Below are 23,913 nucleotides of genomic sequence, written 5' to 3' on the forward strand. Positions count from 1 at the left end.
TACCGGTACAACTATCTGCGCAAGTCGAACGTCTCTTCTGTCGAAGAAACGTTTCCAGGGGGTTTTGTCTGTGAAGTTTTCCCGGATCGCCGCAGCGGTCACCACCGCTGCCCTTGCTCCGGCCGTCCTCATCGCGTCACCGGCATTCGCCGCCGGCCCCGACGCCCCGGCCGCCGGCAACAAGCCGGCACCGACCACGCCGGACCAGACCGTGCCCGACCAGGCCGAAGAGGACCGCAAGACCATCCTCGCGATCATCGCCCACCCGATGGCCAGCGAGTTCATGAAAGAAGCCGGCCGCAAGGCCATCGCCGACGGCCCGAAGGCCATGCGGAAGTTCATCGAAGTCGACCAGCACAACATCCGCATGGACGACTACCGCATCGCCGTCCTCCGCCTCCTCCCCGACGCAGGCCCCGGCCTGAAGGGAGGCATCAACAAGATCCTCAGCAGCAACCCCACCATCGAACAGCTCCGCCACTTCTACGACGTGACCCAGCACGAGCTGCGCGACGACGACAACAAGGTCGAGATCTCCCGACTCATCGGCACCGGCGGCACCGCCGTCAAGGAAGCCGGCAAGAAGGCCCTCCAGGGCACCCCCGCAGACCGCGCGGAGTTCCTGAAGACCGGCCGCCACCTCGCCCAGGCCCAGGACGACCTGGTCGAACTGGCCCGCATCGACGAGAGCTGGGACGGCCCGATCCTGACCGAGGCTATCGGCAAGCTCATGAACGGATCGCCGACCCCGGCCGAGCTGCGCCACTTCCTGGAAGTGACCCAGTACGAGCTCCGCGACCAGGACAACCGCGTCGCCATCGCCAGGATCATCGACGGCGGCGGTCCGGAGCTCGTCAAGGCCGGCCGCGCCGCCCTCGCCGGCACCCCCGCAGACCGGACCGAATTCCTCAAGACGGGCCAGCACGAGGCCCGCGCCAAGGACCAGGCCGCCAAGGACAAGGACAAGGACAAGGACAAGCCCGCCCCCGGCAAGGACGGCGACGCCAAGGACAACGGCACCGGAACGGGCTCCGGCACCGGAGGCACCACCACCGGCACCGGCAACACCGCCGTCACCGGCCAGGGCCACAACGGCACACCCCTCGCCACCACCGGCACGGGCGACCACACCACCATGATCGCCGGCGGCGCGGGCACCGCGCTCGCCGCCGGAGCCGGACTGCTCCTCGCCGCCCGCATGCGCCGCGCCGGCGCCGCACGCTGACCGGACCCGCACCAACAGGGGCGACCGGGCGGCCGGCCGCGGCACACCGCGGCCGGCCACCCCGTCCCGCCTAGAACACCGCAACCCCGGCCCGCGTCAGACGCCAGTCAACCGACGCGAACTGCGCCGGGTCGACCGTCCCCTTCGCCTTCACCCACTGGATGATCGTGTTGCGGATCTCGTCCGAGTTCGCCCACACCTGCTTCGCCTGCGGCACGTGCGGGAAGTTCCCACCACCAGCAGCCCGGTAGTTGTTCACCGCCAGCACGAACTGCGCCGCCGGATCCACCGGCTTCCCCTGGAACGACAACCCCACGATCCGCGAACCCACCGGCTGCGCGATATCGATGTCGTACGCCAACCCGTACACCGCGTCGTAGTTGTAGTCCGGAATGCCCTCGGAGTTCGTCAGCTTCGCCGGATCCACCGCATCACCCGGCGCCGTCCGCACGAAATACCGCGCCGAATACTCCAGATAGTCCTTCACCTGCGCACCCGTCAGCAGCCGCGCCTCCATCGTGTTCTCGAACGGATACAGACCCGCCGCATCCCGGATCGTCACCTGACCGGCCGGAATCGCCGCCGTCCGCGAGAAGCACGACGCCTGCGACAGCACCGGCAGCGCCGCCCACTCCGAACCGGCCAGCGCCCCCCTCACCGTCTCCGCCTGCACGTGGTTGATCAGATCGATGATCGCAACGTCCTTGAACGCCCCCTCCGCCGACGACATCGCCAGCGTCGACGTACCGATCACCTGGTTCACGTACGCCACGACCTTGCGGTGCTCGTCCGACAGCAGCCGCGTGATCTTCTCGTCCTCCTCGACCGTGTTCGAGTTCAGCACCTTCGCCGAGACCTTCGCCACCGACCAGCGGCCCTTCGCCCACGTCAGCTCGAAGTCGAACAGCGTCAGCCGCTGCCCCCACTTCAGCGGCTCCGACAGCACCACCTCCTTGCCGGTCGCCCTGTTCTTCACCCGGTACTCCGGGATCTCCGTGTGCGCGTGCCCCACCAGGATCGCGTCGATCCCCGGCACCTGCTCCGCCACCAGCGCCGCCGCGTTCTCGATGTACGGCAACTGGTCCCCGTACGAGGACGTCCCGCTCGAACCGGAATGCGCCGACACGATCACCACATCGGCACCCATCGACCGCAGCTTCGGCACGTACTTCGCCGCCTGCTCCTCCAGCCCCGGGAACGTCATCTTCCCCTGCACGTTCGCCTTGTCCCAGATCGCGATGCCAGGATTCGTCAGCCCCAGCACCGCCACCTTCACATCACGCCCGCACGGCGTACGCAGCTCGTGCATGCTGTACGGCGCGAACGCCGGCCGCAGCGTCTTCGCATCCAGCGCGTTCGCCCCCAGCAACGGGAAGTCGCACTGCTCCTCGAACTTCCGCAGCACCGGAATGCCGTAATTGAACTCGTGGTTCCCCAGCGCCGCCGCGTCATAACCGATCGCGTTCATCGCCTGCGCCATCGGATGCACCGGACCACGCCGCGCGGTGATCGGATCCACCTTCGCGTAGTAGTACGACAACTGCGTGCCCTGAATCGTGTCACCCGCGTCGATCAGCAGCGTGTTGCGCCGCCCCTTCGCCGCCCGCACCTGCTCCACCAGCGTGGAAATCTTCGCCAGACCGACGTCGTTGTGCGCCTTGTCGTCGAACTCCGCGTCCGTGAAATAGTCCCAGTTGAAGACGTTCCCGTGCAGGTCCGTCGTCCCCATCACCGTGAACGCGTACGTCCGGGGCCCGGACCCCTTCGCATCCTGCGCAGCCGCGGCGGCCGGGGTGCTCGTGGCCCCCGCCAACGCCACAGCCGCACCCGTCGCAGCCGTCGTACCCAGAAAAGTCCTACGGTCGAACGCCATACCATCTCCCCTTTTGAGGCGTGAACAACGCGCGTAGATTCTGACCCAGCAGCAACAAGCCGCAACACCCCCGCCAGGTTGCGATCCGATGACCACACCCGCACGAGCGACAGTGCGACAGTGGAAACCATGACCCAGGACGCAACGCACGCAGCGCACGCAGCGCACCAGCCCTACGGAACCCCCGAAGTACCCCGCGTAGCAGTCCGCGGCGAAGCCCGCATCGAAGTCGACCCCGAGATCGCCCGCATCGGCATCACCGTCAGCGCCCGCGGCACAGACCGCCGCACCGCACTCGAAGACCTCACCCGCCGCAACAACACCGTCCTCGACCTCATCAAGAGCTACGGCGACCCCGTCGAAAAACTCGAAACCGGCGCCTTCTCCATCACCCCCGAACTCACCCGCCACGGCCGCGCCGAACGCGTCCGCGCCTACCACGGCCGCGTCCACATCACCGCCGAACTCAGCGACTTCACCACCCTCGGCGAACTCACCACCCGCCTCGCCGACCTCGAACTCACCCAGGTCGACGGCCCCTGGTGGGCCCTGCGCCCCACCTCCCCCGCCCACGGCCAGGCCCGCCGACAGGCCGTACTCGAAGCCGTCCAACGCGCCCGCGAATACGCCGAAGCCCTCGGCGCGAACCTCGCCGCCCTCGTCGAACTCGCCGACCTCGGCGCCGAGAACGCCGAACCCTTCCCCTCCCACCCCGGCGGCGGAATGCGCACCATGGCCTTCAGCGCCACCGAGGACGCCGGCCCCCCGCCGCTCGACCTCGAACCCCAACGGCAGACCGTCTACGCCCAGGTGAACGCCCGCTTCACGATGACCCCTCCCCAGCTCTGAAAAACCGACCCATTCAGCGCCCCGGGGGTGCTCATCGGAGCACCCCCATGCACATTCAACAGTTGTCAACAACCTTTCGCCCAAAGGTTGTTGAGTGGACACCCGGAAGCGATTACCTACCCGCAGGTAGGGGAATACGCTCGCCTCATGCGCCGAGCAAAAATCGTATGTACCCTGGGCCCCGCAACCGACTCATACGACCAGATCAAAGCACTGGTCGAAGCCGGAATGGACATCGCCCGCCTCAACCTCAGCCACGGCACCTACGCCGAACACGAGGAGCGCTACCAGCGCGTACGCAAGGCCTCCGACGAGACCGGCCGCAGCGTCGGCATCCTCGCCGACCTTCAAGGCCCGAAGATCCGCCTCGGCCGCTTCCACGAAGGACCCGTACTCCTTGAACGCGGCGACGAGTTCACCATCACCGTCGAAGACCACCAAGGCGACCGCCACACCTGCGGCACCACCTACAAAGGACTCGCCGACGACGTCACCACCGGCGAACTCATCCTCGTCGACGACGGCCGCGTCACCCTCGAAGTCACCGCCGTCGACGGCCCCCGCGTCCACACCCGCGTCATCGAAGGCGGCATGGTCTCCGACCACAAAGGCCTCAACCTCCCCGGAGTAGCCGTCTCCGTCCCCGCACTCTCCGAAAAAGACATCGAAGACCTCCGCTGGGCCCTGCGCACCGGCGCCGACGTCATCGCCCTCTCCTTCGTCCGCAGCGGCCACGACATCGAAGACGTCCACCGCATCATGGACGAAGAAGGCCGACGCCTCCCCGTCATCGCCAAGATCGAAAAGCCGCAGGCCGTCGACAACATCGACGACATCGTCGCCGCCTTCGACGGCATCATGGTCGCCCGCGGCGACCTCGGCGTCGAAATGCCCCTCGAACAAGTCCCCATCGTCCAGAAGCGCGCCGTCAAACTCGCCAAGCGCAACGCCAAACCCGTCATCGTCGCCACCCAAATGCTCGACTCGATGATCGACAACTCCCGACCCACCCGCGCCGAAGCCAGCGACGTCGCCAACGCCATCATCGACGGCACCGACGCCGTCATGCTCTCCGGCGAAACCAGCGTCGGCAAATACCCCGTCGAAACCGTCCGCACCATGTCCCGCATCGTCGAAGCCGCCGAAGAAGACATCCTCGCCAAGGGCCTCCCGCCCCTGACCGACCGCAACAAGCCCCGCACCCAAGGCGGCGCCGTCGCCCGAGCCGCCGCCGAAATGGGCGACTTCCTCGACGCCAAATTCCTCGTCGCCTTCACCCAGAGCGGCGACACCGTCCGCCGACTCTCCCGCTACCGCTCACCCATCCCCCTCCTGGCCTTCACCCCCGACCAGGCCACCCGCTCCCAGCTCAACCTCACCTGGGGCGTAGAAACCTTCCTCGGCCCCCACGTCGACTCCACCGACGCCATGGTCGCCCAGGTCGAAGAAGAACTCCTGCGCATCGGCCGCTGCATCCCCGGCGACGTCGTCGTCATCACCGCCGGCTCACCCCCCGGCGTCACCGGCTCCACCAACCTCGTCCGCATCCACCACATCGGCGACCCCGTCCGCTGACGCACCACCCGCACACGACGCACCGCGTCGGGCCGCCGCACCCCGCCCGACGCGGTCACCCGCCACCCGCACCACCAGCCGAACCGCCGATCCACCACGGCCGCGAACTCCTCGAACTCCCTTGACCTCAACCTCACCTGAGGTCATACGTTCGCGACATGACGACGAACGAGTACTCCCAGCAGCAGCTCGCCGCCCAGCCCATCGGCTACTGGGCCCGCGAAGCCGCAAACCTGGTCATCGGCAGCCTCCGCACAGCCCTCGCCGAAGAGCAGCTCACCCAGCCCCACTGGTGGACCCTGGGCCACATAGCCCGCACCCCGGGCGAATGGACCCGCAAGGCCCTCACCGAGAAGCTGACCCCCTTCGACGACCAGAACACCGACTTCGAAGCGGTCTACGCCGACCTCACCACCCGCGGCTGGCTCACCGAGACCGACGACCGCCCGACCCTCACCGAAGCCGGCGAAGCAGGCCGCCTCCGCGCCCACGACCGCAACGCCAAGGTCCACGCGCGGATGCGCGAAGGCATCGACGACGCCGAGTACGCGGCCACCATCGACACCCTCCGCCACCTGGTCGCCAACCTCGGCGGCAACGGCGACCTCCCGTAACGCCATACTGGGCCGTCACGACGGACACACGGGGGACGGACCGAATGACCACGCAGCGACCACACAACGACTGCGGACCCCGCCCGGGCACCTGCCGACTGCCCGACCCGTGGATGTGCGACGTCTTCTACGTCGACGGAAGCCTCCGCGACATCACCGTCACAGGCACCGACGACACGCACTGGCAGCAGGTCCTGCACCACTTCCGCGGCGCCGCCGACCAGCTCACCTGGTACGACGGCCCCGAGGCACATGACATCGGCCCGGACGACACCGAGGACCCGTTCGCCGCGCTGGAGGACGGCTACACGGCGAGCCTCTCCGTCCGCTGCGGCAACACCCGGTTCACGGCCCATCTGCCGGTCGACGGGATCGAATTCTCCCTCTGGCCCGACGACGTCGAGGACGGAGCGCACGTCGCCGACGTGTTGCGCTTCCTGACCGAACTGGCCGCGGTCTGCGGTCGCCCGGCCGTCCTCACCGCCGAGACCGTCACCGGCCACCACGAACTGCCGCCCCTGATCACCTACGACCCGTCCACCGGGACCGTCACCCACCTCTGAAGCTAGTACTTCGGCCCGATGTGGGCGTCCATGAGCGCGACGGACTCCTTCCGCGCGACGGACACGTTGAACGGATCGCTGCCCCGGGCCAGGACCGTCCACCGGACCCCGACCTTGGTCAGCGTGTCGGTGCAGAGCTTCCGGATGTCGTCGGACTTGTTGGTGAAGAAGTACCGCGGGTACTCGTAGCGCTTCCCGTTGCGGACGGTCCAGTTGGTGACCCGACACCCGTCGGAATGGATCAACCCCCGCAGGAACTCCCACGGGTGAGCGTCCACGATCTCCTGCTGCCAGCCCTCGAGGGCGATCCGTCGCTCATGTTTCCGGCCGGGCCCGTGCTGTGGGAACAGGCACGTCCAGTGGGTCGAGTGGGACTGCAGCTCGACGCACCCCTGTCGCTGCCGACGGCTCACGCGGGGGAGCCGCATCACGAGGTGCATGGCCTTCTCGGCGGCGCCGATGAGGCCCACCCAGGTGGCGTCGCAGAAGATGGAGAGGTGGTGCTGCTTGTACTTCGAGATGATGTGGCCGTCGCCGAGATAGAGGCCTAGGAGATAGGCGTAAGCGGGCCGGTCGATGCCAAGGCCGGTGCACCTCGGGCAGTCGGTGGGCGCCTCGTACGTCTCGCCGCGGCTCTTCCGGTCCTGGTGTCGCCACCAGCCGACAGTGCCGCGGGGGACGCCGAGATTCTCGGCGACCACTCGATTGGTCACGCCTCGGCGTAGCAGCAGGACTGCTTCTTCGCGTATCGCGGGATTGTGCTCCACGGGGCAGGAGCTTCGCTGTTATTCGCCCGGTTGGTCGCGATTCGAAGTTTCGTTCACCGTGACGAGTGAAGATCGCAATATCCGCTTGGCGACCTTGAAATTGAAGGAGAAGTACCCCGGGTCGGATTCGAACCGACGCTGAATGGGTTTTGAATCCATCGCCTCTACCGCTGGGCTACCGGGGCCCCTTCGAAACGAAGGATACCTAAGACCCTCCGTGTCACAAACATACAGGAGCTAGGTAGGCTCGTGGGAGCTTAACCGCCTTGCACCGAGGAGCATCCGTGACCGCCGAGCACGAGTCGACGCCCACGCCCGACGCCGACCAGTCGCACGTTCCGCCGCTGACGACCCGCGTCGTCATCGCCGAGGACGAGGCGCTCATCCGTCTCGATCTCAAAGAGATGCTCGAAGAAGAGGGCTATTCCGTCGTCGGCGAGGCCGGCGACGGCCAGACGGCCGTCGAGCTCGCCCGCGAGCACCGCCCCGACCTGGTGATCCTCGATGTGAAGATGCCCGTCCTGGACGGGATCTCCGCGGCCGAGAAGATCGCGGAGGAGTCCATCGCGCCCGTCCTGATGCTCACCGCGTTCTCGCAGCGCGACCTCGTCGAGCGGGCCCGGGACGCCGGGGCCATGGCGTACCTCGTGAAGCCGTTCAGCAAGAGCGACGTGGTGCCCGCCATCGAGATGGCCGTGTCCCGCTTCGCGGAGCTGCGCGCGCTGGAGCAGGAGGTCGCCGACCTCTCGCAGCGGCTGGAGACGCGGAAGCTGGTGGACCGTGCGAAGAGCATCCTGCAGACGCAGTACGGGCTGACCGAGCCGGCCGCCTTCCGGTGGATCCAGAAGTCGTCCATGGACCGTCGGATGTCCATGCAGCAGGTCGCCGAGGTGGTCATCGAGGACGCCGAGGCGAAGAAGAAGGAGAGCGGCAAGTAGCAGCCGCTCCCGGACATGCGTGAGGCCCGCCTCCCCCCGAGGGGAGGCGGGCCTCACACGTTGTGTCAGTCCTCGCCGAGGTAGGCCTTGCGGACGTCCTCGTTGTGGAGGAGGTCGCGGCCGGTGCCGGAGAGAACGATCTTACCGATCTCCATCACGTGCGCGCTGTCGGAGAGCGAGAGCGCCGCCTGGGCGTTCTGCTCGACGAGCAGGATGGTCATGCCCGTGGCCTTGAGTTCCTTGATGGTCGCCATGATCTTCTGCATCATCAGCGGGGACAGGCCCATGGAGGGCTCGTCCAGCATCAGGAGCTTGGGGCGGGACATGAGCGCGCGGCCCATGGCGAGCATCTGCTGCTCGCCGCCCGAGAGGGTGCCGGCGGCCTGCTTGCGGCGTTCGCCCAGGATGGGGAACATCTCGTAGGCGCGCTGGACGTCCTGCTCGATGCCCTCCTTGTCGGTGCGCAGGAAGGCGCCGAGCTGGAGGTTTTCGGCGATCGTCAGCCGGGGGAAGATGTGGCGTCCCTCGGGGGAGTGGGCGAGGCCCAGGGAGACGATCTTGTGGGCGGGGACGGCGGCGAGGGGCTGGCCGTCGAAGGTGATGGTGCCGCTCTTGGGCTTGATGAGCCCGGAGAGGGTGCGCAGGGTGGTCGTCTTGCCGGCGCCGTTGGTGCCGACGAGGCAGACGATTTCGCCTTCGTTGACTTCGAAGGAGATTCCCTTGACGGCTTCGATCTTGCCGTAGGCGACCTTGAGGTCTTCGACCTTGAGCAGTGCGGTCACTTGGCCTCTCCTTCCGTGCTGGTGGTGCTGGTGGTGCTGTCCGAGTCGGTGTCCGTGGACTCCGTGTCGGTGTCCGTGGCGGACTCCGCGTCGGCGTCGGCTTCCGCCTCCGGCTCGGCTGCGGCGTCGGCCTCGGGCTCGGCTTCCGCCTCGACCTCGGCGGTTTCGGCCTCGGCCTCGGCGGTGGCCTCGGCGGTGGCCTCGGCTGCGGCCTCGGCTGCGGCTTCCGCGGCCTCGACCGCGGCGACCTCCGCGGCGCCCGGGTCGCCCTCGAAGGGCTCGCCGAGGTAGGCGGCGATGACGCGCTCGTCGCCCTGGACCTCGGACGCGGTGCCCTCGATGAGCTTCTCGCCCTGGACGAGGCAGGCGACGCGGTCGCAGAGGTTGAAGATGAAGCGCATGTCGTGCTCGATGACGAGGACGGCGATGCCCATGTCGCGGATGGCGAAGATGAGTTCTTCGGCAGCGCGGGTTTCCTGCGGGTTCATGCCGGCGGTGGGCTCGTCCAGGAGGATGAGGCCGGGGTCGCTGGCGAGGGCGCGGGCGATTTCCAGCTTGCGCTGTTCGCCGTAGGGGAGGTTCTTGGCCAGGTGCTGGGCCTTGTTCTCCAGCCCGATGAACTCCAGGAGTTCCATGGCGCGGGCTTCGCTGGCGGCTTCGGCCTTCTTGAAGCCGGGGCCGCGCAGGAGTGCGGACCAGAGGCCTTCCTTGGTGCGGGTGTGGCGTCCGACGAGGACGTTCTCCAGCACGGTCATGTTGTGGAAGAGCCGGATGTTCTGGAAGGTGCGGGCGATGCCGGCTTCGGTGACCTTGTGGGGCTTGGGAGGCAGGACCGTGCCCTTGTAGCTGACGGATCCCTCGGTGGGGACGTACAGCCCGGTGAGGCAGTTGAAGAAGGTGGTCTTGCCGGCGCCGTTGGGGCCGATGAGTCCGACGATCTCGCCCGCGTTGACCTGGAGGTCGACGCTCTTGACGGCGGTGAGGCCGCCGAAGCGCATGGTGACGCCCTTGGCTTCGAGAACCGTGGTCTTGGTGGTGGTGTCCGTGGTGGTGTCTGTGGTGGTCGTCATGATGTTCACGCCCCCGCCTTGGCGGTGGCCAGGTCCGTGGGGGCCTGGTCAGCGGTGTCGTCGTGGTACTCGAGCTGCGCGCGCTTGTTGGCGATGAGGCCTTCGGGGCGGAAGCGCATGAGCAGGATGAGGGCGATGCCGAAGGCGAGGAGCTGGTAGTCCTGGAGGAAGGCCAGCTTCGCCGGGATGAGGAAGAGGAGTGCGGCGCCGAGGATGGGGCCGCGGATGGTGCCCATGCCGCCGAGGATGACGGCGGCGAGGAGGAACGCGGAGTTCGGCGGGACGGGCCCGGCGAAGACGTAGTTCTCGGGGACGACCGTGCTGTTGACGTGTGCCTGGACGGTGCCGGCGAGGCCGGCGAGGGTGGCGCCGAGGGCGAAGGCGATGAGCTTGACCTTGAAGCCGTTGATGCCCATGGCTTCGGCGGCGGTCTCGTCCTCGCGGATGGCGACCCAGGCGCGTCCGATGCGGCTGCTGCCGGCGCGGGCGAAGACCAGGACGACCAGGGCCATGACGAGCAGCATCAGGAAGTAGTAGTTGGCGTAGGCACCGAGGGTGATGCCGCCGACTACGTGGGATTCCCCGAAGTTCCACCCGAAGAGTTCGAGGTGGGGGATGTTGGGGATGCCGTTCGGGCCGTTGGTGATGTCCGGGCCGGAGGTGCCGTCGAGGTTGCCCATGGCGATGCGGAAGATTTCTCCGAAGCCGAGGGTGACGATGGCGAGGTAGTCGCCGCGCAGGCGCAGGGTCGGGGCTCCGATGACCACGCCGAAGATGAGCGAGGCGAGGGCGCCGACGATGACCGCTGCCCAGAAGGGCAGGTGGATGCCGAAGGCGGAGGCGGTGCTTCCGGAGACCAGGGCCGCGGCGTAGGCGCCGACGCCGAGGAAGGCGACGTAGCCGAGGTCGAGGAGGCCGGCGAGGCCGACGACGACGTTGAGGCCGAGGGCGACGGTCGCGAAGATCAGGATGTTGACCGCGATCAGCGTGTAGGTGTCGCCGCTCTGCTGGATGAACGGGAAGGCGATCGCCGCGGCCGCGGTGCCGATCAGGGTGACCTGGCGGTGCTTGGCGGTGATGCCGGCGAGGCGGGCGAAGAGGCCTGCCTTGTTCATCGCGAGGGCCGCCACGCCGACGGTGATCAGGTAGGCGACGAAGAGCTGCGGTTCCTTGTCATCGGTGTCGATGCCGAAGGTGATGACGAAGAGGCCGATGGCGAAGACGCCGGTGACGATGAGGATCTCGGCCCAGGAGGGCAGCTGCTTGGCGGGGGCCGCCTTGCGGGTGTCGTCCGGGAGCTTGTTCGCGGCGAGGACGGGGATGACCGAGCCGACGAGGGCGACGTACGCGCCGGGTTCGAGGTTGATCACTCCGCCGAGGACGACGGTGATGGCCAGGACCGTGAACAGGGTGGCGGCGAGGTTGCCGAGGGCCAGGAACCAGATGGCCTTGCGGGAGCCGGCGGGGGTGAGCCAGCCGAAGCCCTTGACGCCGAGTGCGGAGAGCGCGAAGGCGAGGGTGAGGGCGGCTCCGGCGAGGGTGACGTACTGGAGGCCGGCGGGGCTTCCGTAGTAGGTCAGGTCGCCGGGGAATTCGGCGGTCCACGTCCACGCGAGGAAGGCGCTGATGATGGTGAGGAGGCTGCCGCCGATGACCGCGTACAGGAGCGTGGTGGGCGCGGGGCCCTGCTTCACCGTGTCGGTCTGCGGGGTGCTGGTGCTGGTGGTGGTCATGGTTCTCACGCCCGATCCGCGACGCGCTCACCGAGCAGGCCTTGTGGCCGCACGAGGAGGACGACGATGAGGAGTACGAACGCCCAGACGTTGGACCAGGCTCCACCGCCGAGCTGCGACATGCCGGGGATCTCTTCGATGTAGGCGATCGAGAGGGCTTCGGCGAGTCCGAGGACGACGCCGCCGACCATGGCTCCGTAGATGTTGCCGATGCCGCCGAGGACGGCCGCGGTGAAGGCCTTGAGGCCGAGGATGAAGCCCATCTCGAAGTTGATCTGGCCCTTGTCGAGGCCGTAGGCGACGGCGGCGACGGCTGCGAACGCTGCACCGATGGCGAAGGCCATGACGATGATGCGGTCGGTGTTGATGCCCATCAGCTTCGCGGTGTCCGGGTCCTGCGCGGTGGCCTGCATGGCGCGGCCGCTGCGGCTCTTCTGGACGAAGATGCCGAGGGCGAGCATGCAGAGCGGGGCGAGGATGAGGACGAAGAGGTCCGCGCGCTGGATCGCCAGGCTGTCGGTGATCTTGAAGGCGGCGCCCTTGAACTCAGGGAAGCTGACGGCCTTCTTGGCGTCCGGGTAGAACTGCCAGACGAGCTGCTGGAGCGCGATCGAGAGGCCGATTGCGGTGATGAGGGGTGCGAGCCGGGGGGCGCTGCGCAGTGGGCGGTAGGCGAAGCGTTCGGCTGCGCAGGCCACGGCGACGGAGGTGGCGGCACCTCCGACGATCATGACGGGTATCGCGATCAGCAGGGAGGTGCCGGTCGGGAGGATGGCGTAGGCGCTGAGCGCGCCGAAGCCGCCGATCATGAAGATCTCGCCGTGGGCGAAGTTGATGAGCTGGACGATGCCGTAGACCATGGTGTACCCGATGGCGATGAGACCATAGAGAGCACCGAGGGCCAGGCCGTTGGCCAGCTGTTGCGGCAGTTCGTGCACCGCAGGGCCTCCGATGAGCGTGTCGGATAAGACTCCGCGCGAGGGCGCTGTTTGCGCCCTCGCGCGGCGTTGGTTCAGGTGTTACGGGTGGTGCTGGGGACTACGGGCTTACTGGTTGAAGGTGTCGCTCTTGACGTCGACCCACTTGCCGCCCTCGACCTTGTAGACGGTGAGCTGCTTGTTGGTGGTGTCGCCGTACTCGTCGAAGGCGACCTTGCCGGTCACGCCCTCGAAGGAGACCTTGCCGAGTGCCTCGACGACCTTGGCGCGGGCGTCGGTGGGCAGCTTGCCGCCGTTGGCGGCGACGGCGGCCTTGACGGCCTGGATGACGGCCCAGCCGGCGTCGTAGGAGTAGCCACCGTAGGCGGCGTACGGGTCCTTGTAACCCTCGGTCTTGTAGTCCTCGATGAACTTCTTGGCGGTGTCCAGCTTCTCGACCGGGTAGCCGATCGAGGTGGCGAGGTCGCCCTCGTTGGCCTCACCGGAGGCGCTGATGAAGGCCGGGTCCTGGATGCCGTCGCCGCCCATGAGGGGGACGTTGGCGCCGGTCTTCTTGATCTGGTCGGCGAGCAGGCCGCCCTCGGGGTACTGGCCGCCGAAGTAGACGGAGTCGGCGCCGGAGGTCTTGACCTTGTCGGCGGTGGAGGAGAAGTCGGTCTCCTTCACGGTGACGTGGTCGGTGCCGACGACCTCGCCGCCGAGCTTCTTGAACTCGTCGGCGAAGATCGCGGCGAGGCCGGCGCCGTAGGTCTGCTTGTCGTCGACGATGAAGACCTTCTTCTTGCCGGCGTCCTTGAAGAGGTACTGGGCGGCGAACTTGCCCTGGACCACGTCGGTGGCGGCGGTGCGGAAGTAGGTCTTGAAGCCGCGCTTGAACTCGCCCTTGCCCCAGTTGTCGCCCTGGCTGAGCGCGGGGTTGGTGTTGGCGGGCGAGACCTGCGCCAGGTTGGCGGAGGCGAAGACGCCCTGCATCTGCTGGGCGACGCCGGAGTTCAGCGGGCCGACGACGCCGAGGACGTCCTTGTTGCCGACGAGCTTGGTGGCGTTGGCCTGACCGGAGGCGGGGACCGCCTGGTCGTCGAGGGCCTCGACCTTGAACTCGATCCCGGGGACCTCGTTGTTCTTGTTGGCCGTCTTGGCCGCGAGGTCGACGGAGTTCTTGATGCCCTGGCCGAGCGCGGAGAGCGAGCCGGTGAGCGGGGCGTCCACGCCGATGACGACGGTGGTCTTCTTGCCGCCGCCGTTGTCCTTGGAGTCTCCGTCGCGCGATCCGCAAGCGGTGAGGGTCAGTGCTCCCGTGGTGATCACGGTGGTGAGGACGAGCAAAGAACGGTGTCGCACGATTCTTCCTTTCCCTGGCGCGGCTCTCTCGTGAGAGGTGCCGTTAGGTCGCCGGGCCGCACTGGGAGGTCCACGGCCGTGCTGATTCGCGCCCTGCGGCGCGGTGACTGGCCGTGACTCTAGGCCCGAGGTGGCGAGCACGGGGAGCAGGGAAAGGAGGATGTGACGCTCTTGTTATGCCAAGGCCAAGAATGTGTGGCGGGAGTGTGGACAAAACGGACGTTTTCTCACTTTGGCGGGTGTCCGCATCGTGAGAATTACCTGTTCTTCTAAGGGGCTTGAGGCCTCCATGCACCTGTCTTAGATCATTTTCGGCCGAATGTGGCTGCGCGTGCCCAAAAGAATCCTCCGGGTGGTCTTTCTTAAGGGAAAAGGCGGATTACGCCCCTGGTGGGCATTACGCACAGTGACGGTCAAGAGGGCACTTTCGAACGTGAACGGATCTTGTTCGAGTCGAGGTATGGCCTCTCACCTGCGGTTCGGTCCCGTAGGGGGATCTGCCCGGAAGGCGGACACCGCACTCGGGAATGCGGTGATGCCGGTCACGTCGGGGGGCGCCAGTTCTCCGAACTGGCGGTCGCGCCGTCCTGTTCGGCGCAGCGCTGGGCGACGAACCGGTCGATGAGCTCAAGTGCCTTGCCCCGTCCGGCAGTTCGCTCTTCGGCGCGGCCCGCGGCGACCGCGTCCTCCTGGATCGCGTACTGGCCGTTCGACAGGCCCTTCTGTTCCCAGTCGAGGCCGGACCATTTGGTGCCCAGGAGGGTCTCCTTCGCCCAGTACGACACGAGGCTCGTGCAGACCTGCACGGGCGTGGAGGGGGCGGCGGAGGGTTCGCCGGACGGGCTGCCGGAGGGCGCCTCGGAGCCCGCCGCGGAGGGTGGTGCGGAGGATCGGCATCCGGACAGGGCGAGCGCCGCGAGGAGGATGTGGGCGGCGTACCGGGCCGTGCGTGGCATGGTCCCCATGAGGGGAAGGTAGGCGGTCACCATCGGTGACACAACAGCTGTCGCCCCGCAGCGTGCGGACTGGCGGATTCCGGGCGGTTGGCGGGCTCGGACCGGTCCGGAACGGGCCGCGGACGGTCCGGCGAAGGGCCGTGGACGGGCCGGGGGCCGGCCGGGGCGGCCCCGGAAGCGGCGTGAAACGGACGCAGACCCGGATCCGCCGCCGTGCGGGGCGGATCCGGGCCTGCGGGTGATGCGTGGCCGGCCGGAGCCGGTCGGGTGGAGCCGGGTGGGTCGCGCCGACCGGGTCAGGACTGCGCGGCGGCCTGGTCGGCGTCGCGCAGCAGGCAGGTCAGGCGGGCGGTGCAGATCCGCTTGTCCTGCTCGTCGGTGATGACGATCTCGAAGGTGGTGGTCGAGCGGCCGCGGTGCACCGGGGTGGCGACGCCCGTGACGATGCCGGAGCGGGCGCCCCGGTGGTGGGTGCAGTTCAGGTCCACGCCGACGGCGATCTTGGTGATGCCACCGTGCATCATGGCGCCGATCGAGCCGAGGGTCTCGGCCAGCACGGCCGAGGCGCCGCCGTGCAGCAGCCCGTACGGCTGGGTGTTGCCCTTGACCGGCATGGTGGCGACGACGCGGTCGGCCGAGGCCTCCAGGATGCGGATGTCCATCCGCTCGCCGAGGTCTCCCGCCGAGAACAGCGCGGGCAGGTCGATGCCCAGGGCCGCGTACTCGTCGAGCACCTCCTGCGGGAACTTCACTGCGTGCTGCTCGCCCATGGTCAGGCTCCGTTCGTCAACGCTCGTTAACCTTCTTGTCCTGAGGTCGTTCTATCAGGCCGGTTCGAAGCGCACGACGACGGACTTGCTGGCCGGGGTGTTGCTGACGTCCGCGGTCGAGTCCAGCGGGACCAGCACGTTGGTCTCCGGGTAGTACGCGGCGGCGCAGCCGCGGGCCGTCGGGTAGTGCACGACCCGGAAGCCGGGAGCGCGCCGCTCCACGCCGTCCGTCCACTCGCTCACCAGGTCCGTGTACGAGCCGTCGGCCAGGCCCAGCTCGGCCGCGTCGACGGGGTTCACCATGACGACGCGGCGGCCGCCGGTGATGCCGCGGTAGCGGTCGTCGAGGCCGTAGATCGTGGTGTTGTACTGGTCGTGGCTGCGCAGGGTCTGCAGGAGCAGCCGCCCCTCCGGGACCCGCGGGTACTCCACGGGCGCGGCCGTGAAATTGGCCTTGCCGGTCTTCGTCGGGAAGCGGCGCTCGTCGCGCGGGGCGTGCGGGAGCTGGAAGCCGCCGGGGTGGGCGACCTTGGCGTTGAAGTCCTCGAAGCCGGGGATCACGCGGGAGATCCGCTCGCGGATCGAGGCGTAGTCGCGCTCGAACTCCTCCCACGGGGTGGCGGAGGCGCTGCCGAGGACGGCGCGGGCCATCCGGGCCACGATCGCGGGCTCGGACAGCAGGTGCGGGGAGGCCGGGGCGAGGTTGCCGCGGGAGGCGTGGACCATGCCCATGGAGTCCTCGACGGTCACGAACTGCTTGCCGCTCGCCTGGACGTCCTTGTCGGTACGGCCGAGGGTGGGCAGGATCAGGGCCCGCCGGCCGGTGACCGCGTGGGAGCGGTTGAGCTTGGTGGAGACGTGCACCGTCAGGGCGGCCGTGCGGATCGCGGCCTCGGTGACCTCGGTGTCCGGGGTGGCGCCGACGAAGTTGCCGCCCATTGCGAAGAGGACCTTGGCCCTGCCGTCGCGCAGCGCCTGGATGGAGCGGACGACGTCGTAGCCGTGCCCGCGGGGCGAGGTGATGCCGAACTCGCTGTCGAGGGCGTCGAGGAAGGCCGGCGCAGGGCGTTCGAAGATCCCCATGGTGCGGTCGCCCTGCACGTTGGAGTGGCCGCGGACGGGGCAGACGCCGGCGCCGGGGCGGCCGATGTTGCCGCGCAGCAGCAGGAGGTTGACGACCTCGCGGATGGTGGCGACGGCGTGCTTGTGCTGGGTGAGGCCCATGGCCCAGCAGACGATGGTGCGCTCCGAGGCCAGGATCATGGCCAGGGCCTGCTCGATCTCGGGGCGGGTCAGGCCCGTCGCGGTGAGGGTCTCGTCCCAGTCGGCCTCCTTCGCGGCGGCCGCGAGATCCTCGTAGCCGTGGGTGTGCTCGCGGATGAAGGCCTCGTCGGTGGCGCCGTCCGTCTCGATGACGAGCTTGTTCAGGAGGCGGAAGAGGGCCTGGTCGCCGCCGATGCGGATCTGCAGGAAGAGATCGGTGAGGGCGGTGCCCCGGAACATGCCGATCGGGGTCTGCGGGTTCTTGAACCGTTCCGTGCCGGCCTCGGGCAGCGGGTTCACCGAGATGATCCGGGCGCCGGCGGTCTTGGCCTTCTCCAGGGCGGAGAGCATGCGCGGATGGTTGGTGCCCGGGTTCTGTCCCGCGACGATGATCAGGTCGGCCCGGTGGAGGTCTTCGAGGGAGACGCTGCCCTTGCCGATGCCGATGGTCTCGGTCAGTGCGGAGCCCGAGGACTCGTGGCACATGTTGGAGCAGTCGGGCAGGTTGTTGGTACCGAACTCGCGGGCGAAGAGCTGGAAGAGGAACGCGGCCTCGTTGCTGGTGCGGCCCGAGGTGTAGAAGAGGGCCTCGTCGGGGGAGTCGAGGGCGGTCAGCTCCTCGGCGATGACCTCGAAGGCCTTCTCCCAGCTGACCGGCTCGTACCGGTCGTCGCCGCCGGGCGCCGCCCCGCGCTCCAGGAGCATGGGCTCGGTGATGCGGCCCTGCTGGCCCAGCCAGTAGCCGGAACGCGTGGCCAGGTCGGCCAGCGGGTGCGCGGCGAAGAACTCGGGGGTGACCCGGCGCAGCGTGGCCTCCTCCGCGACGGCCTTGGCGCCGTTCTCGCAGAATTCGGCGGTGTGCCGCTTGTCGCCCTCGGGCCAGGCGCAGCCGGGGCAGTCGAAGCCGTCCTTCTGGTTGACCTTGAGGAGCGTGCGGGCGGTTCGGGCCACGCCCATCTGCTGCTGGGCGATCCGCAGGGTGTGCCCGATCGCCGGCAGGCCGGCGGCCGCGTGCTTGGGCGGTGTGACCTGCGGTGCGTCCTGGATCGGATCGCCTGTGGGCGGCTTGGTGGCCATCGCGCTCCCCTTCGAGCGTGCGTACGTATGCAGCACGTGTGGCCGCTTCCTTCGATCCTTGCACGGACCACGGAACGAGGGGAGGGCGGTCCGGGGCTCACCGGCCCCGGGCGGGTGCGCCGGGGGCGTCCGGTGGGGTGGATGCGCCGGGGGAGGCGACGGGCCGGAATTGTCGGTGGGGGCGCCTAGGATCGGGGCGTGGCAGATTCATCAGCGAAGAAGACCGACCAGCCGCCCGCAGCGGACCGTCCCCGCCTGATGCTCATGGACGGGCACTCCCTGGCCTACCGGGCGTTCTTCGCGCTGCCCGCGGAGAACTTCACGACCGCGACGGGGCAGCCGACCAACGCAATCTACGGTTTCGCGTCGATGCTGGCGAACACGCTGCGCGACGAGGCCCCCACGCATTTCGCGGTGGCGTTCGACGTCTCCCGCAAGACGTGGCGTTCGACGGAGTTCCCCGAGTACAAGGCGAACCGCTCCAAGACCCCCGACGAGTTCAAGGGGCAGGTCGAGCTGATCGGCGAGCTGCTCGACGCGATGCACGTGCCGCGGTTCGCCGTCGACGGCTTCGAGGCCGACGACGTGATCGCGACGCTCGCGACGCAGGCCGAGGCGGCCGGCTTCGACGTGCTGATCGTCACCGGTGACCGGGACTCCTTCCAGCTCGTCTCCGAGCGCACCACCGTGCTCTACCCGACCAAGGGCGTCTCCGAGCTCACCCGGTTCACTCCGGAGAAGGTCGAGGAGAAGTACGGGCTCACCCCGCAGCAGTACCCGGACTTCGCGGCGCTGCGCGGCGACCCGTCGGACAACCTGCCGGGCATCCCGGGCGTCGGCGAGAAGACCGCGGCCAAGTGGATCACCCAGTTCGGGTCGTTCGCGGAGCTCGTCGAGCGCGCCGAGGAGGTCAAGGGCAAGGCCGGGCAGAACTTCCGGGACCACCTGGAGGCCGTCAAGCTCAACCGGGTCCTGACCGAGATGGTCAAGGACGTGGAGCTGCCCAAGGGTCCCGCCGACCTGCTCCGCGCCCCCTACGACCGGACCGCCCTGCTCGGCGTGCTGGACGTGCTGGAGATCCGCAACGCCTCGCTGCGCGAGCGGCTGCTCACCGTGGACCCGGGCGCGGCCGTGGAGGAGGCCCCGGCTCCGGTGGCCGCCGTGGAGCTGGACGGATCCGTGCTGGGCACGGGCGAGCTGGCGCCGTGGCTGGAGAGCCACGCGGGCGGGCCCCTGGGCATCTCGACCGTCGACAGCTGGGCGCTGGGCCAGGGCAATGTCGCGGAGATCGCGCTGGCCGCGGCCGGGGGAGCCGCCGCCTGGTTCACGCCCGCCGAGCTGGACGAGGCGGACGAGCAGGCCTTCGCGGCCTGGGCCGCCGACCCGGCGCGGACCAAGGTCGTGCACAACGCCAAGGGCCTGATGCGGGTTTTCCCCGAGCACGGCTGGACCCTTGCCGGGGTCGCCATGGACACCGCGCTCGCCGCCTACCTGGTCAAGCCGGGCCGCCGGTCCTTCGCCCTGGACGCCCTGTCCATGGAGTACCTGCACCGTGAGCTGGCGCCCGCCGCGGCCGACGGCCAGCTGGCCTTCGGTGCCGACGAGACCGCCGAGGCCGAGGCCCTGATGGCGCAGGCCCGCGCCGTCCTGGACCTGGGCGACGCCTTCACGGACAAGCTCGCCGAGGTGGGCGCCGCGGAGCTGCTCCACGACATGGAGCTGCCGACCTCCGAGCTCCTCGCCCGCATGGAGCGGTCCGGCATCGCCGCCGACCGCGACCATCTGGAGGCCATGGAGCAGCAGTTCGCGGGAGCCGTGCAGCAGGCCGTCAAGGAGGCGCACGCCACCGTCGGCCACGAATTCAACCTCGGCTCGCCCAAGCAGCTCCAGGAGGTCTTCTTCGGCGAGCTGGACCTGCCGAAGACGAAGAAGACCAAGACCGGTTACACCACGGACGCGGACGCGCTGGCCTGGCTGGCCACGCAGACCGACCACGAACTCCCGGTGATCATGCTCCGGCACCGGGAGCAGGCCAAGCTGCGCGTCACCGTCGAGGGCCTGGTGAAGACCATCGCCGCCGACGGCCGGGTGCACACCAGCTTCAGCCAGACCGTCGCCGCGACCGGCCGGCTGTCCTCCACCGACCCCAACCTGCAGAACGTGCCGGTGCGCACCGACGAGGGCCGCGCCATCCGCCGCGGCTTCGTCGTCGGCGAGGGCTTCGAGTCCCTGATGACGGCCGACTACAGCCAGATCGAGCTGCGCGTCATGGCCCACCTCTCCGAGGACGAGGGCCTGATCGAGGCCTTCGCGACCGGCGAGGACCTGCACACCACCGTCGCCTCCCAGGTGTTCGGGGTGGAGCGGTCCGCCGTCGACGCCGAGATGCGCCGCAAGATCAAGGCGATGTCGTACGGACTCGCCTACGGGCTCTCCGCGTTCGGTCTCGCCCAGCAGCTGAACATCGAGCCCGCCGAGGCGCGCGGCCTGATGGAGACCTTCTTCGAGCGGTTCGGCGGGGTCCGCGACTACCTCGGCCGCGTCGTCGACGAGGCCCGCGCCACCGGATACACGGCGACGATCTTCGGCCGCCGCCGGTACCTGCCCGACCTCAACAGCGACAACCGCCAGCGCCGCGAGGCCGCCGAGCGGATGGCGCTCAACGCCCCGATCCAGGGCACCGCCGCCGACATCGTCAAGGTCGCGATGCTGCGCGTGGACAAGGCCATCACCGGGGCCGGCCTGCGCTCGCGGATGCTGCTCCAGGTCCACGACGAAATCGTGCTGGAGATCGCCCCGGGCGAGCGCCAGCAGGTCGAGGAGCTGGTGCGCCGCGAGATGGGCGCCGCCGTCGCACTGCGGGCCGCGCTGGACGTGTCGGTGGGCGTCGGCCCGGACTGGGAGTCCGCCGCGCACTGATCCCCGTACGGCAGGTCCGGCGCCCGTCCCCGTCGCTCAGGCGGTGGGGACGGGCGTTCGCGTTTCCTCGTCCGCGGGGCGCCCGGTCCGGTCGTGGCGGTGCCGCAGCCGTACGAGGACCCCGAAGACCAGCAGGGCCACGGCCAGGCCGCCGCCCGCGCCGAAGCAGATGGTCGGGATGATGTCGAGCGGCGTACGGATCCGGTCGAAGAAGGTGAAGAAGCGGATGATGCGCACGGTGACGGCGACGCCCACGCACACCACGAGCAGGGCGAGCGCCCCCAGGACCTCCGCGCGGGAGAGCACGGGCACCGATGCCGGGACGGTGGAGGCGGGGAGCCGGCGCAGGGCGGTCGTCGTGAACCACAGCAGGAGGCACGCCGATGCGGCCGAAGTGCCGTACTGGAGGAAGGTGTAGGGCGGGAAGCCGAAGGCGATCGGCTCGCCGAGCCAGGGCAGCGCGTTCGTCCCCCAGCGGTCCAGGTGCGTGAAGCTGTCCCACAGCACGTGCGTGAGGGAACCGATGACCGCCGAGACGTAGAACCAGGCGAGGAGCGCGGCCGGCCGGGGACGCTCGCGCCACTCCTCGCCCCGTACGAAGGCGTGCACCCTGCCGCGCCGGTTGCGGGGCAGGAGCGCGATCAGCGGCTCGCGCAGCAGCAGCCAGAAGGCCACCAGGACGGCCGTCAGTACGGCGTCCAGGGTGAAGATCCCCGGCAGCGAGTGCGTGAAGGTCCCGTACGCCATGGCGCCCTCGACGACCGCGTCCGTGAAGTAGAAGGTGTCGGGCGCGAACGACCCGAGGACGAGCGCCGAGGCGACGAGGGGGCCCCGCGCACGCCCGGTCCGGCGGATGGCCGGAAGTACGGCGGCCGCGTGGCTGAGAGTGAACGGCATGGCGCCTCTCCTCGGTGTTCCCGTGGACGTTCCTTACTTCGGGCCATTGCTCCCGAAGGGTCCAGACAGTATGCGTGACCTGCCTCGGGACGTGGGGATGTGGTGAATTCCGGGCGACCTTGCGTGCTGTGTGCAGTGAGTTGACGTAGGGTCACGCGGACGTCGAGGGGGAGGGGTCCGGCTCATGTCGGCTCGAATAATCGGACGCAGACTGCGCAGGGGTACGACAGCCGCCCTGGTCTCCGCTCTGGTGATCGCCGCGGTGACCGCGTCCCAGGGCCCGGCGGGCGGGAGCGGAGAGCGGCTCTCCGCCGCCGGGGAGGGCGGCGCACAGCCGTCGCCGGCCGCGGACACGGCGGGCGGCGACTCGGCCTACTTCACCGAACTCCCGCCGCTGGTGAGCCCGCAGCCGCCGGGCGTGCTGCTGCCGGAAGAGGGGCCGTCGGCGGCGCCGCAGGCACCGACGGGGTCGCGGGCCGCGCCGGCGTCGGCCGTGACGGGGCCCGCGGAAGGGGCGCAGGGGATACCGGCGAGCGTGCTGGCGGCGTACCTGGGCGCGGAGAAGAAGGTCGGGCAGAGCGACCCCGGCTGCGGACTGCGCTGGCAACTCCTCGCGGCGATCGGCAAGGTGGAGTCCGGGCAGGCGCGCGGCGGCCAGGTCGACGCGGGCGGGACGACACTGCGGCCGATCCTGGGGCCCGTGCTCGACGGCAACGGCTTCGCGAACATCTCGGACACGGACGGCGGGGCCTACGACGGGGACTCCCGCTACGACCGGGCGGTCGGGCCGATGCAGTTCATCCCCTCCACATGGGCGGCGTGGGGCCAGGACGCGGACGGTGACGGCCGGCGCAACCCGAACAACGTGCACGACGCGGCCCTCGCGGCCGCCCGTTACCTGTGCGCGGGGACCCGGGACCTGAGGGCGGACGCGGACCTGGACCGGGCCGTGCTGTCGTACAACCGGTCCACGGAGTACCTGCGGACGGTGCGGTCCTGGTTCGCGTACTACCTGAAGGGCACGCACGAGATCCCGGACCGGGCCGGCACGGGCGCGGGCCCGAAGCCCGCCCCGCCGAAGCCGAGTCCGACGCCGACGCCGCCCCCGTCCTCGACGCCACCCCCGAGTCCGAGTCCGACGACGCCGACTCCGACGCCGGACCCGAAGCCCACACCCACACCCACGCCCACCCCGACTCCCACGCCGGACCCGAAGCCGAAGCCGACGCCGACTCCCACGCCGGACCCGACACCTACGCCGACACCTACGCCGACGCCGACGCCGACACCTACGCCGAGCCCCACCCCGACCCGGACGCCGGCTCCCGTGCCCACGCCCTCGGCATCGCCGACCCGTACTCCGGCGCCCACGGCCACCCCGAAGCCGGCCCGTACGCCGTCCCCGACCCCGTCGGCGCAGCCCTCGACGTCCGGCTCCGCCCGCTGACCGGTCCCGGCCACGCCATCTGACAGGCAGGCACCCGCACCACCCGTGAAGCCACCCGCCACCGCGGCGGGTGGCTTCACGGCGTTCACGCCGCCCGGGACGTTCTCATCTCGCCTCCGCATTGCTACGGTGCCCCCCTCTCTGACGCCTCATCAGATTTCGGAGCCCGGCATGCGCGCATTCGTCGCCGCCGTCATCGGCCTCGCGGCCGCGCTGGCCCTCGTGTTCGCCATCACGGCATTCGGGGTGCCCGAGGGCGAGACCTCACCCAAGCCGCTGCTCACCACCGCGCCCCCCGCGCCCGGAAAGTAGAGGA

20 protein-coding genes and 1 tRNA gene are annotated in these 23,913 nt (G+C 69.3%); 9 read left to right on the forward strand and 12 right to left on the reverse strand.

All coding sequences use genetic code 11. The features are described 5' to 3' along the window. The first annotated feature begins 70 nt into the window (after window positions 1-70). Window positions 71-1,225, forward strand: a complete 1,155-nt coding sequence (locus tag OG373_RS28720) for an ALF repeat-containing protein (protein WP_405441204.1) — start codon at window positions 71-73, stop codon at window positions 1,223-1,225. A 70-nt stretch (window positions 1,226-1,295) separates the two neighbouring features. Here OG373_RS28720 and OG373_RS28725 read toward each other — a convergent pair whose 3' ends face one another. Beyond that, window positions 1,296-3,098, reverse strand: coding sequence for a bifunctional metallophosphatase/5'-nucleotidase (locus OG373_RS28725; protein ID WP_405441206.1), 1,803 nt, complete (start codon window positions 3,096-3,098; stop codon window positions 1,296-1,298). Between the two features lie 129 nt (window positions 3,099-3,227). Here OG373_RS28725 and OG373_RS28730 point away from each other — a divergent pair, with 129 nt between their 5' ends. The 4 genes from OG373_RS28730 to OG373_RS28745 all read left to right on the forward strand — a co-directional run bounded on the left by OG373_RS28730 (window position 3,228) and on the right by OG373_RS28745 (window position 6,699). After that, entirely contained in the window at window positions 3,228-3,947 is a 720-nt protein-coding gene (locus OG373_RS28730; RefSeq protein WP_405441208.1) for an SIMPL domain-containing protein, read from the forward strand. A 147-nt stretch (window positions 3,948-4,094) separates the two neighbouring features. Beyond that, window positions 4,095-5,522, forward strand: coding sequence for a pyruvate kinase (pyk, locus tag OG373_RS28735; protein ID WP_397735167.1), 1,428 nt, complete (start codon window positions 4,095-4,097; stop codon window positions 5,520-5,522). 158 nt (window positions 5,523-5,680) lie between these two features. Continuing rightward, window positions 5,681-6,136 (forward strand): MarR family transcriptional regulator, encoded by a 456-nt coding sequence (locus OG373_RS28740; RefSeq protein WP_405441209.1) that lies wholly within the window; start codon window positions 5,681-5,683, stop codon window positions 6,134-6,136. A 44-nt stretch (window positions 6,137-6,180) separates the two neighbouring features. Continuing rightward, window positions 6,181-6,699, forward strand: coding sequence for a hypothetical protein (locus OG373_RS28745; RefSeq protein ID WP_397735172.1), 519 nt, complete (start codon window positions 6,181-6,183; stop codon window positions 6,697-6,699). A 2-nt stretch (window positions 6,700-6,701) separates the two neighbouring features. Here OG373_RS28745 and OG373_RS28750 read toward each other — a convergent pair whose 3' ends face one another. Together OG373_RS28750 and OG373_RS28755 are read right to left on the reverse strand one after the other, a co-directional pair. Beyond that, window positions 6,702-7,412 (reverse strand): helix-turn-helix domain-containing protein, encoded by a 711-nt coding sequence (locus OG373_RS28750; protein WP_405441210.1) that lies wholly within the window; start codon window positions 7,410-7,412, stop codon window positions 6,702-6,704. A gap of 166 nt (window positions 7,413-7,578) precedes the next feature. Further along, window positions 7,579-7,651, reverse strand: a tRNA-Leu gene (locus OG373_RS28755). Between the two features lie 99 nt (window positions 7,652-7,750). On the opposite strand from OG373_RS28755, the gene OG373_RS28760 reads away from it, so the two are divergent. Next, window positions 7,751-8,404, forward strand: coding sequence for an ANTAR domain-containing response regulator (locus OG373_RS28760; RefSeq protein WP_030008501.1), 654 nt, complete (start codon window positions 7,751-7,753; stop codon window positions 8,402-8,404). A gap of 65 nt (window positions 8,405-8,469) precedes the next feature. Here OG373_RS28760 and OG373_RS28765 read toward each other — a convergent pair whose 3' ends face one another. The 8 genes from OG373_RS28765 to OG373_RS28800 all read right to left on the reverse strand — a co-directional run bounded on the left by OG373_RS28765 (window position 8,470) and on the right by OG373_RS28800 (window position 18,334). Continuing rightward, entirely contained in the window at window positions 8,470-9,186 is a 717-nt protein-coding gene (locus OG373_RS28765) for an ABC transporter ATP-binding protein (RefSeq protein ID WP_383205205.1), read from the reverse strand. Further along, window positions 9,183-10,256, reverse strand: a complete 1,074-nt coding sequence (locus tag OG373_RS28770; RefSeq protein WP_405441211.1) for an ABC transporter ATP-binding protein — start codon at window positions 10,254-10,256, stop codon at window positions 9,183-9,185. The genes OG373_RS28765 and OG373_RS28770 overlap by 4 nt, the downstream gene beginning before the upstream one ends. A 5-nt stretch (window positions 10,257-10,261) precedes the next feature. Beyond that, a complete protein-coding gene (locus OG373_RS28775) occupies window positions 10,262-11,989 on the reverse strand; it encodes a branched-chain amino acid ABC transporter permease (RefSeq protein WP_405441212.1) in 1,728 nt (575 codons plus the stop codon). Between the two features lie 5 nt (window positions 11,990-11,994). After that, the gene (locus OG373_RS28780; RefSeq protein ID WP_319724855.1) at window positions 11,995-12,927 is read right to left on the reverse strand and encodes a branched-chain amino acid ABC transporter permease; all 933 of its coding nucleotides are present in this window, start codon (window positions 12,925-12,927) and stop codon (window positions 11,995-11,997) included. A gap of 108 nt (window positions 12,928-13,035) precedes the next feature. After that, window positions 13,036-14,268: a branched-chain amino acid ABC transporter substrate-binding protein gene (locus tag OG373_RS28785; protein ID WP_405441214.1), complete on the reverse strand. Its 1,233-nt coding sequence runs from the start codon at window positions 14,266-14,268 to the stop codon at window positions 13,036-13,038. Window positions 14,269-14,810: 542 nt separating this feature from the next. After that, a complete protein-coding gene (locus OG373_RS28790) occupies window positions 14,811-15,233 on the reverse strand; it encodes a hypothetical protein (RefSeq protein WP_405441215.1) in 423 nt (140 codons plus the stop codon). A gap of 287 nt (window positions 15,234-15,520) precedes the next feature. Continuing rightward, on the reverse strand, window positions 15,521-15,994 hold the full coding sequence (locus tag OG373_RS28795) for a PaaI family thioesterase (RefSeq protein ID WP_397735185.1): 474 nt from the start codon (window positions 15,992-15,994) through the stop codon (window positions 15,521-15,523). A 54-nt stretch (window positions 15,995-16,048) separates the two neighbouring features. Beyond that, entirely contained in the window at window positions 16,049-18,334 is a 2,286-nt protein-coding gene (locus tag OG373_RS28800; protein ID WP_405441217.1) for an FdhF/YdeP family oxidoreductase, read from the reverse strand. A gap of 258 nt (window positions 18,335-18,592) precedes the next feature. Between OG373_RS28800 and polA the strand changes: the two genes are divergently transcribed. Next, window positions 18,593-21,253, forward strand: coding sequence for a DNA polymerase I (gene polA / locus OG373_RS28805; protein ID WP_405444236.1), 2,661 nt, complete (start codon window positions 18,593-18,595; stop codon window positions 21,251-21,253). Window positions 21,254-21,289: 36 nt separating this feature from the next. Here the strand turns inward: polA and OG373_RS28810 are convergent, their stop codons facing one another. Next, complete coding sequence (locus OG373_RS28810) at window positions 21,290-22,150, reverse strand: DUF4184 family protein (RefSeq protein WP_405441218.1); 861 nt, start codon at window positions 22,148-22,150, stop codon at window positions 21,290-21,292. Window positions 22,151-22,334: 184 nt separating this feature from the next. Here OG373_RS28810 and OG373_RS28815 point away from each other — a divergent pair, with 184 nt between their 5' ends. Together OG373_RS28815 and OG373_RS28820 are read left to right on the forward strand one after the other, a co-directional pair. After that, window positions 22,335-23,597: a lytic murein transglycosylase gene (locus OG373_RS28815; RefSeq protein WP_405441220.1), complete on the forward strand. Its 1,263-nt coding sequence runs from the start codon at window positions 22,335-22,337 to the stop codon at window positions 23,595-23,597. A gap of 171 nt (window positions 23,598-23,768) precedes the next feature. After that, window positions 23,769-23,909 carry an SPW_0924 family protein gene (locus OG373_RS28820; protein WP_106971437.1) on the forward strand — a complete coding sequence of 47 codons (141 nt, stop codon included), beginning with the start codon at window positions 23,769-23,771 and terminating at the stop codon, window positions 23,907-23,909. Window positions 23,910-23,913 lie beyond the last annotated feature (4 nt).

Origin of the sequence: Streptomyces avidinii (assembly GCF_045161815.1) — a bacterium.
GTDB classification, from domain to species: Bacteria; Actinomycetota; Actinomycetes; order Streptomycetales; family Streptomycetaceae; genus Streptomyces; species Streptomyces avidinii.

Excerpts from the sequence above, each read along its gene's own strand:
- OG373_RS28775 (WP_405441212.1), bottom strand. The coding sequence starts at position 11,989 with ATGACCACCACCAGCACCAGCACCCCGCAGACCGACACGGTGAAGCAG.
- OG373_RS28790 (WP_405441215.1), bottom strand. The coding sequence starts at position 15,233 with ATGGGGACCATGCCACGCACGGCCCGGTACGCCGCCCACATCCTCCTC.
- OG373_RS28740 (WP_405441209.1), top strand. The coding sequence starts at position 5,681 with ATGACGACGAACGAGTACTCCCAGCAGCAGCTCGCCGCCCAGCCCATC.
- polA (WP_405444236.1), top strand. The coding sequence starts at position 18,593 with ATGCTCATGGACGGGCACTCCCTGGCCTACCGGGCGTTCTTCGCGCTG.
- pyk (WP_397735167.1), top strand. The coding sequence starts at position 4,095 with ATGCGCCGAGCAAAAATCGTATGTACCCTGGGCCCCGCAACCGACTCA.
- OG373_RS28730 (WP_405441208.1), top strand. The coding sequence starts at position 3,228 with ATGACCCAGGACGCAACGCACGCAGCGCACGCAGCGCACCAGCCCTAC.
- OG373_RS28745 (WP_397735172.1), top strand. The coding sequence starts at position 6,181 with ATGACCACGCAGCGACCACACAACGACTGCGGACCCCGCCCGGGCACC.
- OG373_RS28725 (WP_405441206.1), bottom strand. The coding sequence starts at position 3,098 with ATGGCGTTCGACCGTAGGACTTTTCTGGGTACGACGGCTGCGACGGGT.
- OG373_RS28795 (WP_397735185.1), bottom strand. The coding sequence starts at position 15,994 with ATGGGCGAGCAGCACGCAGTGAAGTTCCCGCAGGAGGTGCTCGACGAG.
- OG373_RS28820 (WP_106971437.1), top strand. The coding sequence starts at position 23,769 with ATGCGCGCATTCGTCGCCGCCGTCATCGGCCTCGCGGCCGCGCTGGCC.
- OG373_RS28770 (WP_405441211.1), bottom strand. The coding sequence starts at position 10,256 with ATGACGACCACCACAGACACCACCACGGACACCACCACCAAGACCACG.
- OG373_RS28810 (WP_405441218.1), bottom strand. The coding sequence starts at position 22,150 with ATGCCGTTCACTCTCAGCCACGCGGCCGCCGTACTTCCGGCCATCCGC.
- OG373_RS28815 (WP_405441220.1), top strand. The coding sequence starts at position 22,335 with ATGTCGGCTCGAATAATCGGACGCAGACTGCGCAGGGGTACGACAGCC.
- OG373_RS28800 (WP_405441217.1), bottom strand. The coding sequence starts at position 18,334 with ATGGCCACCAAGCCGCCCACAGGCGATCCGATCCAGGACGCACCGCAG.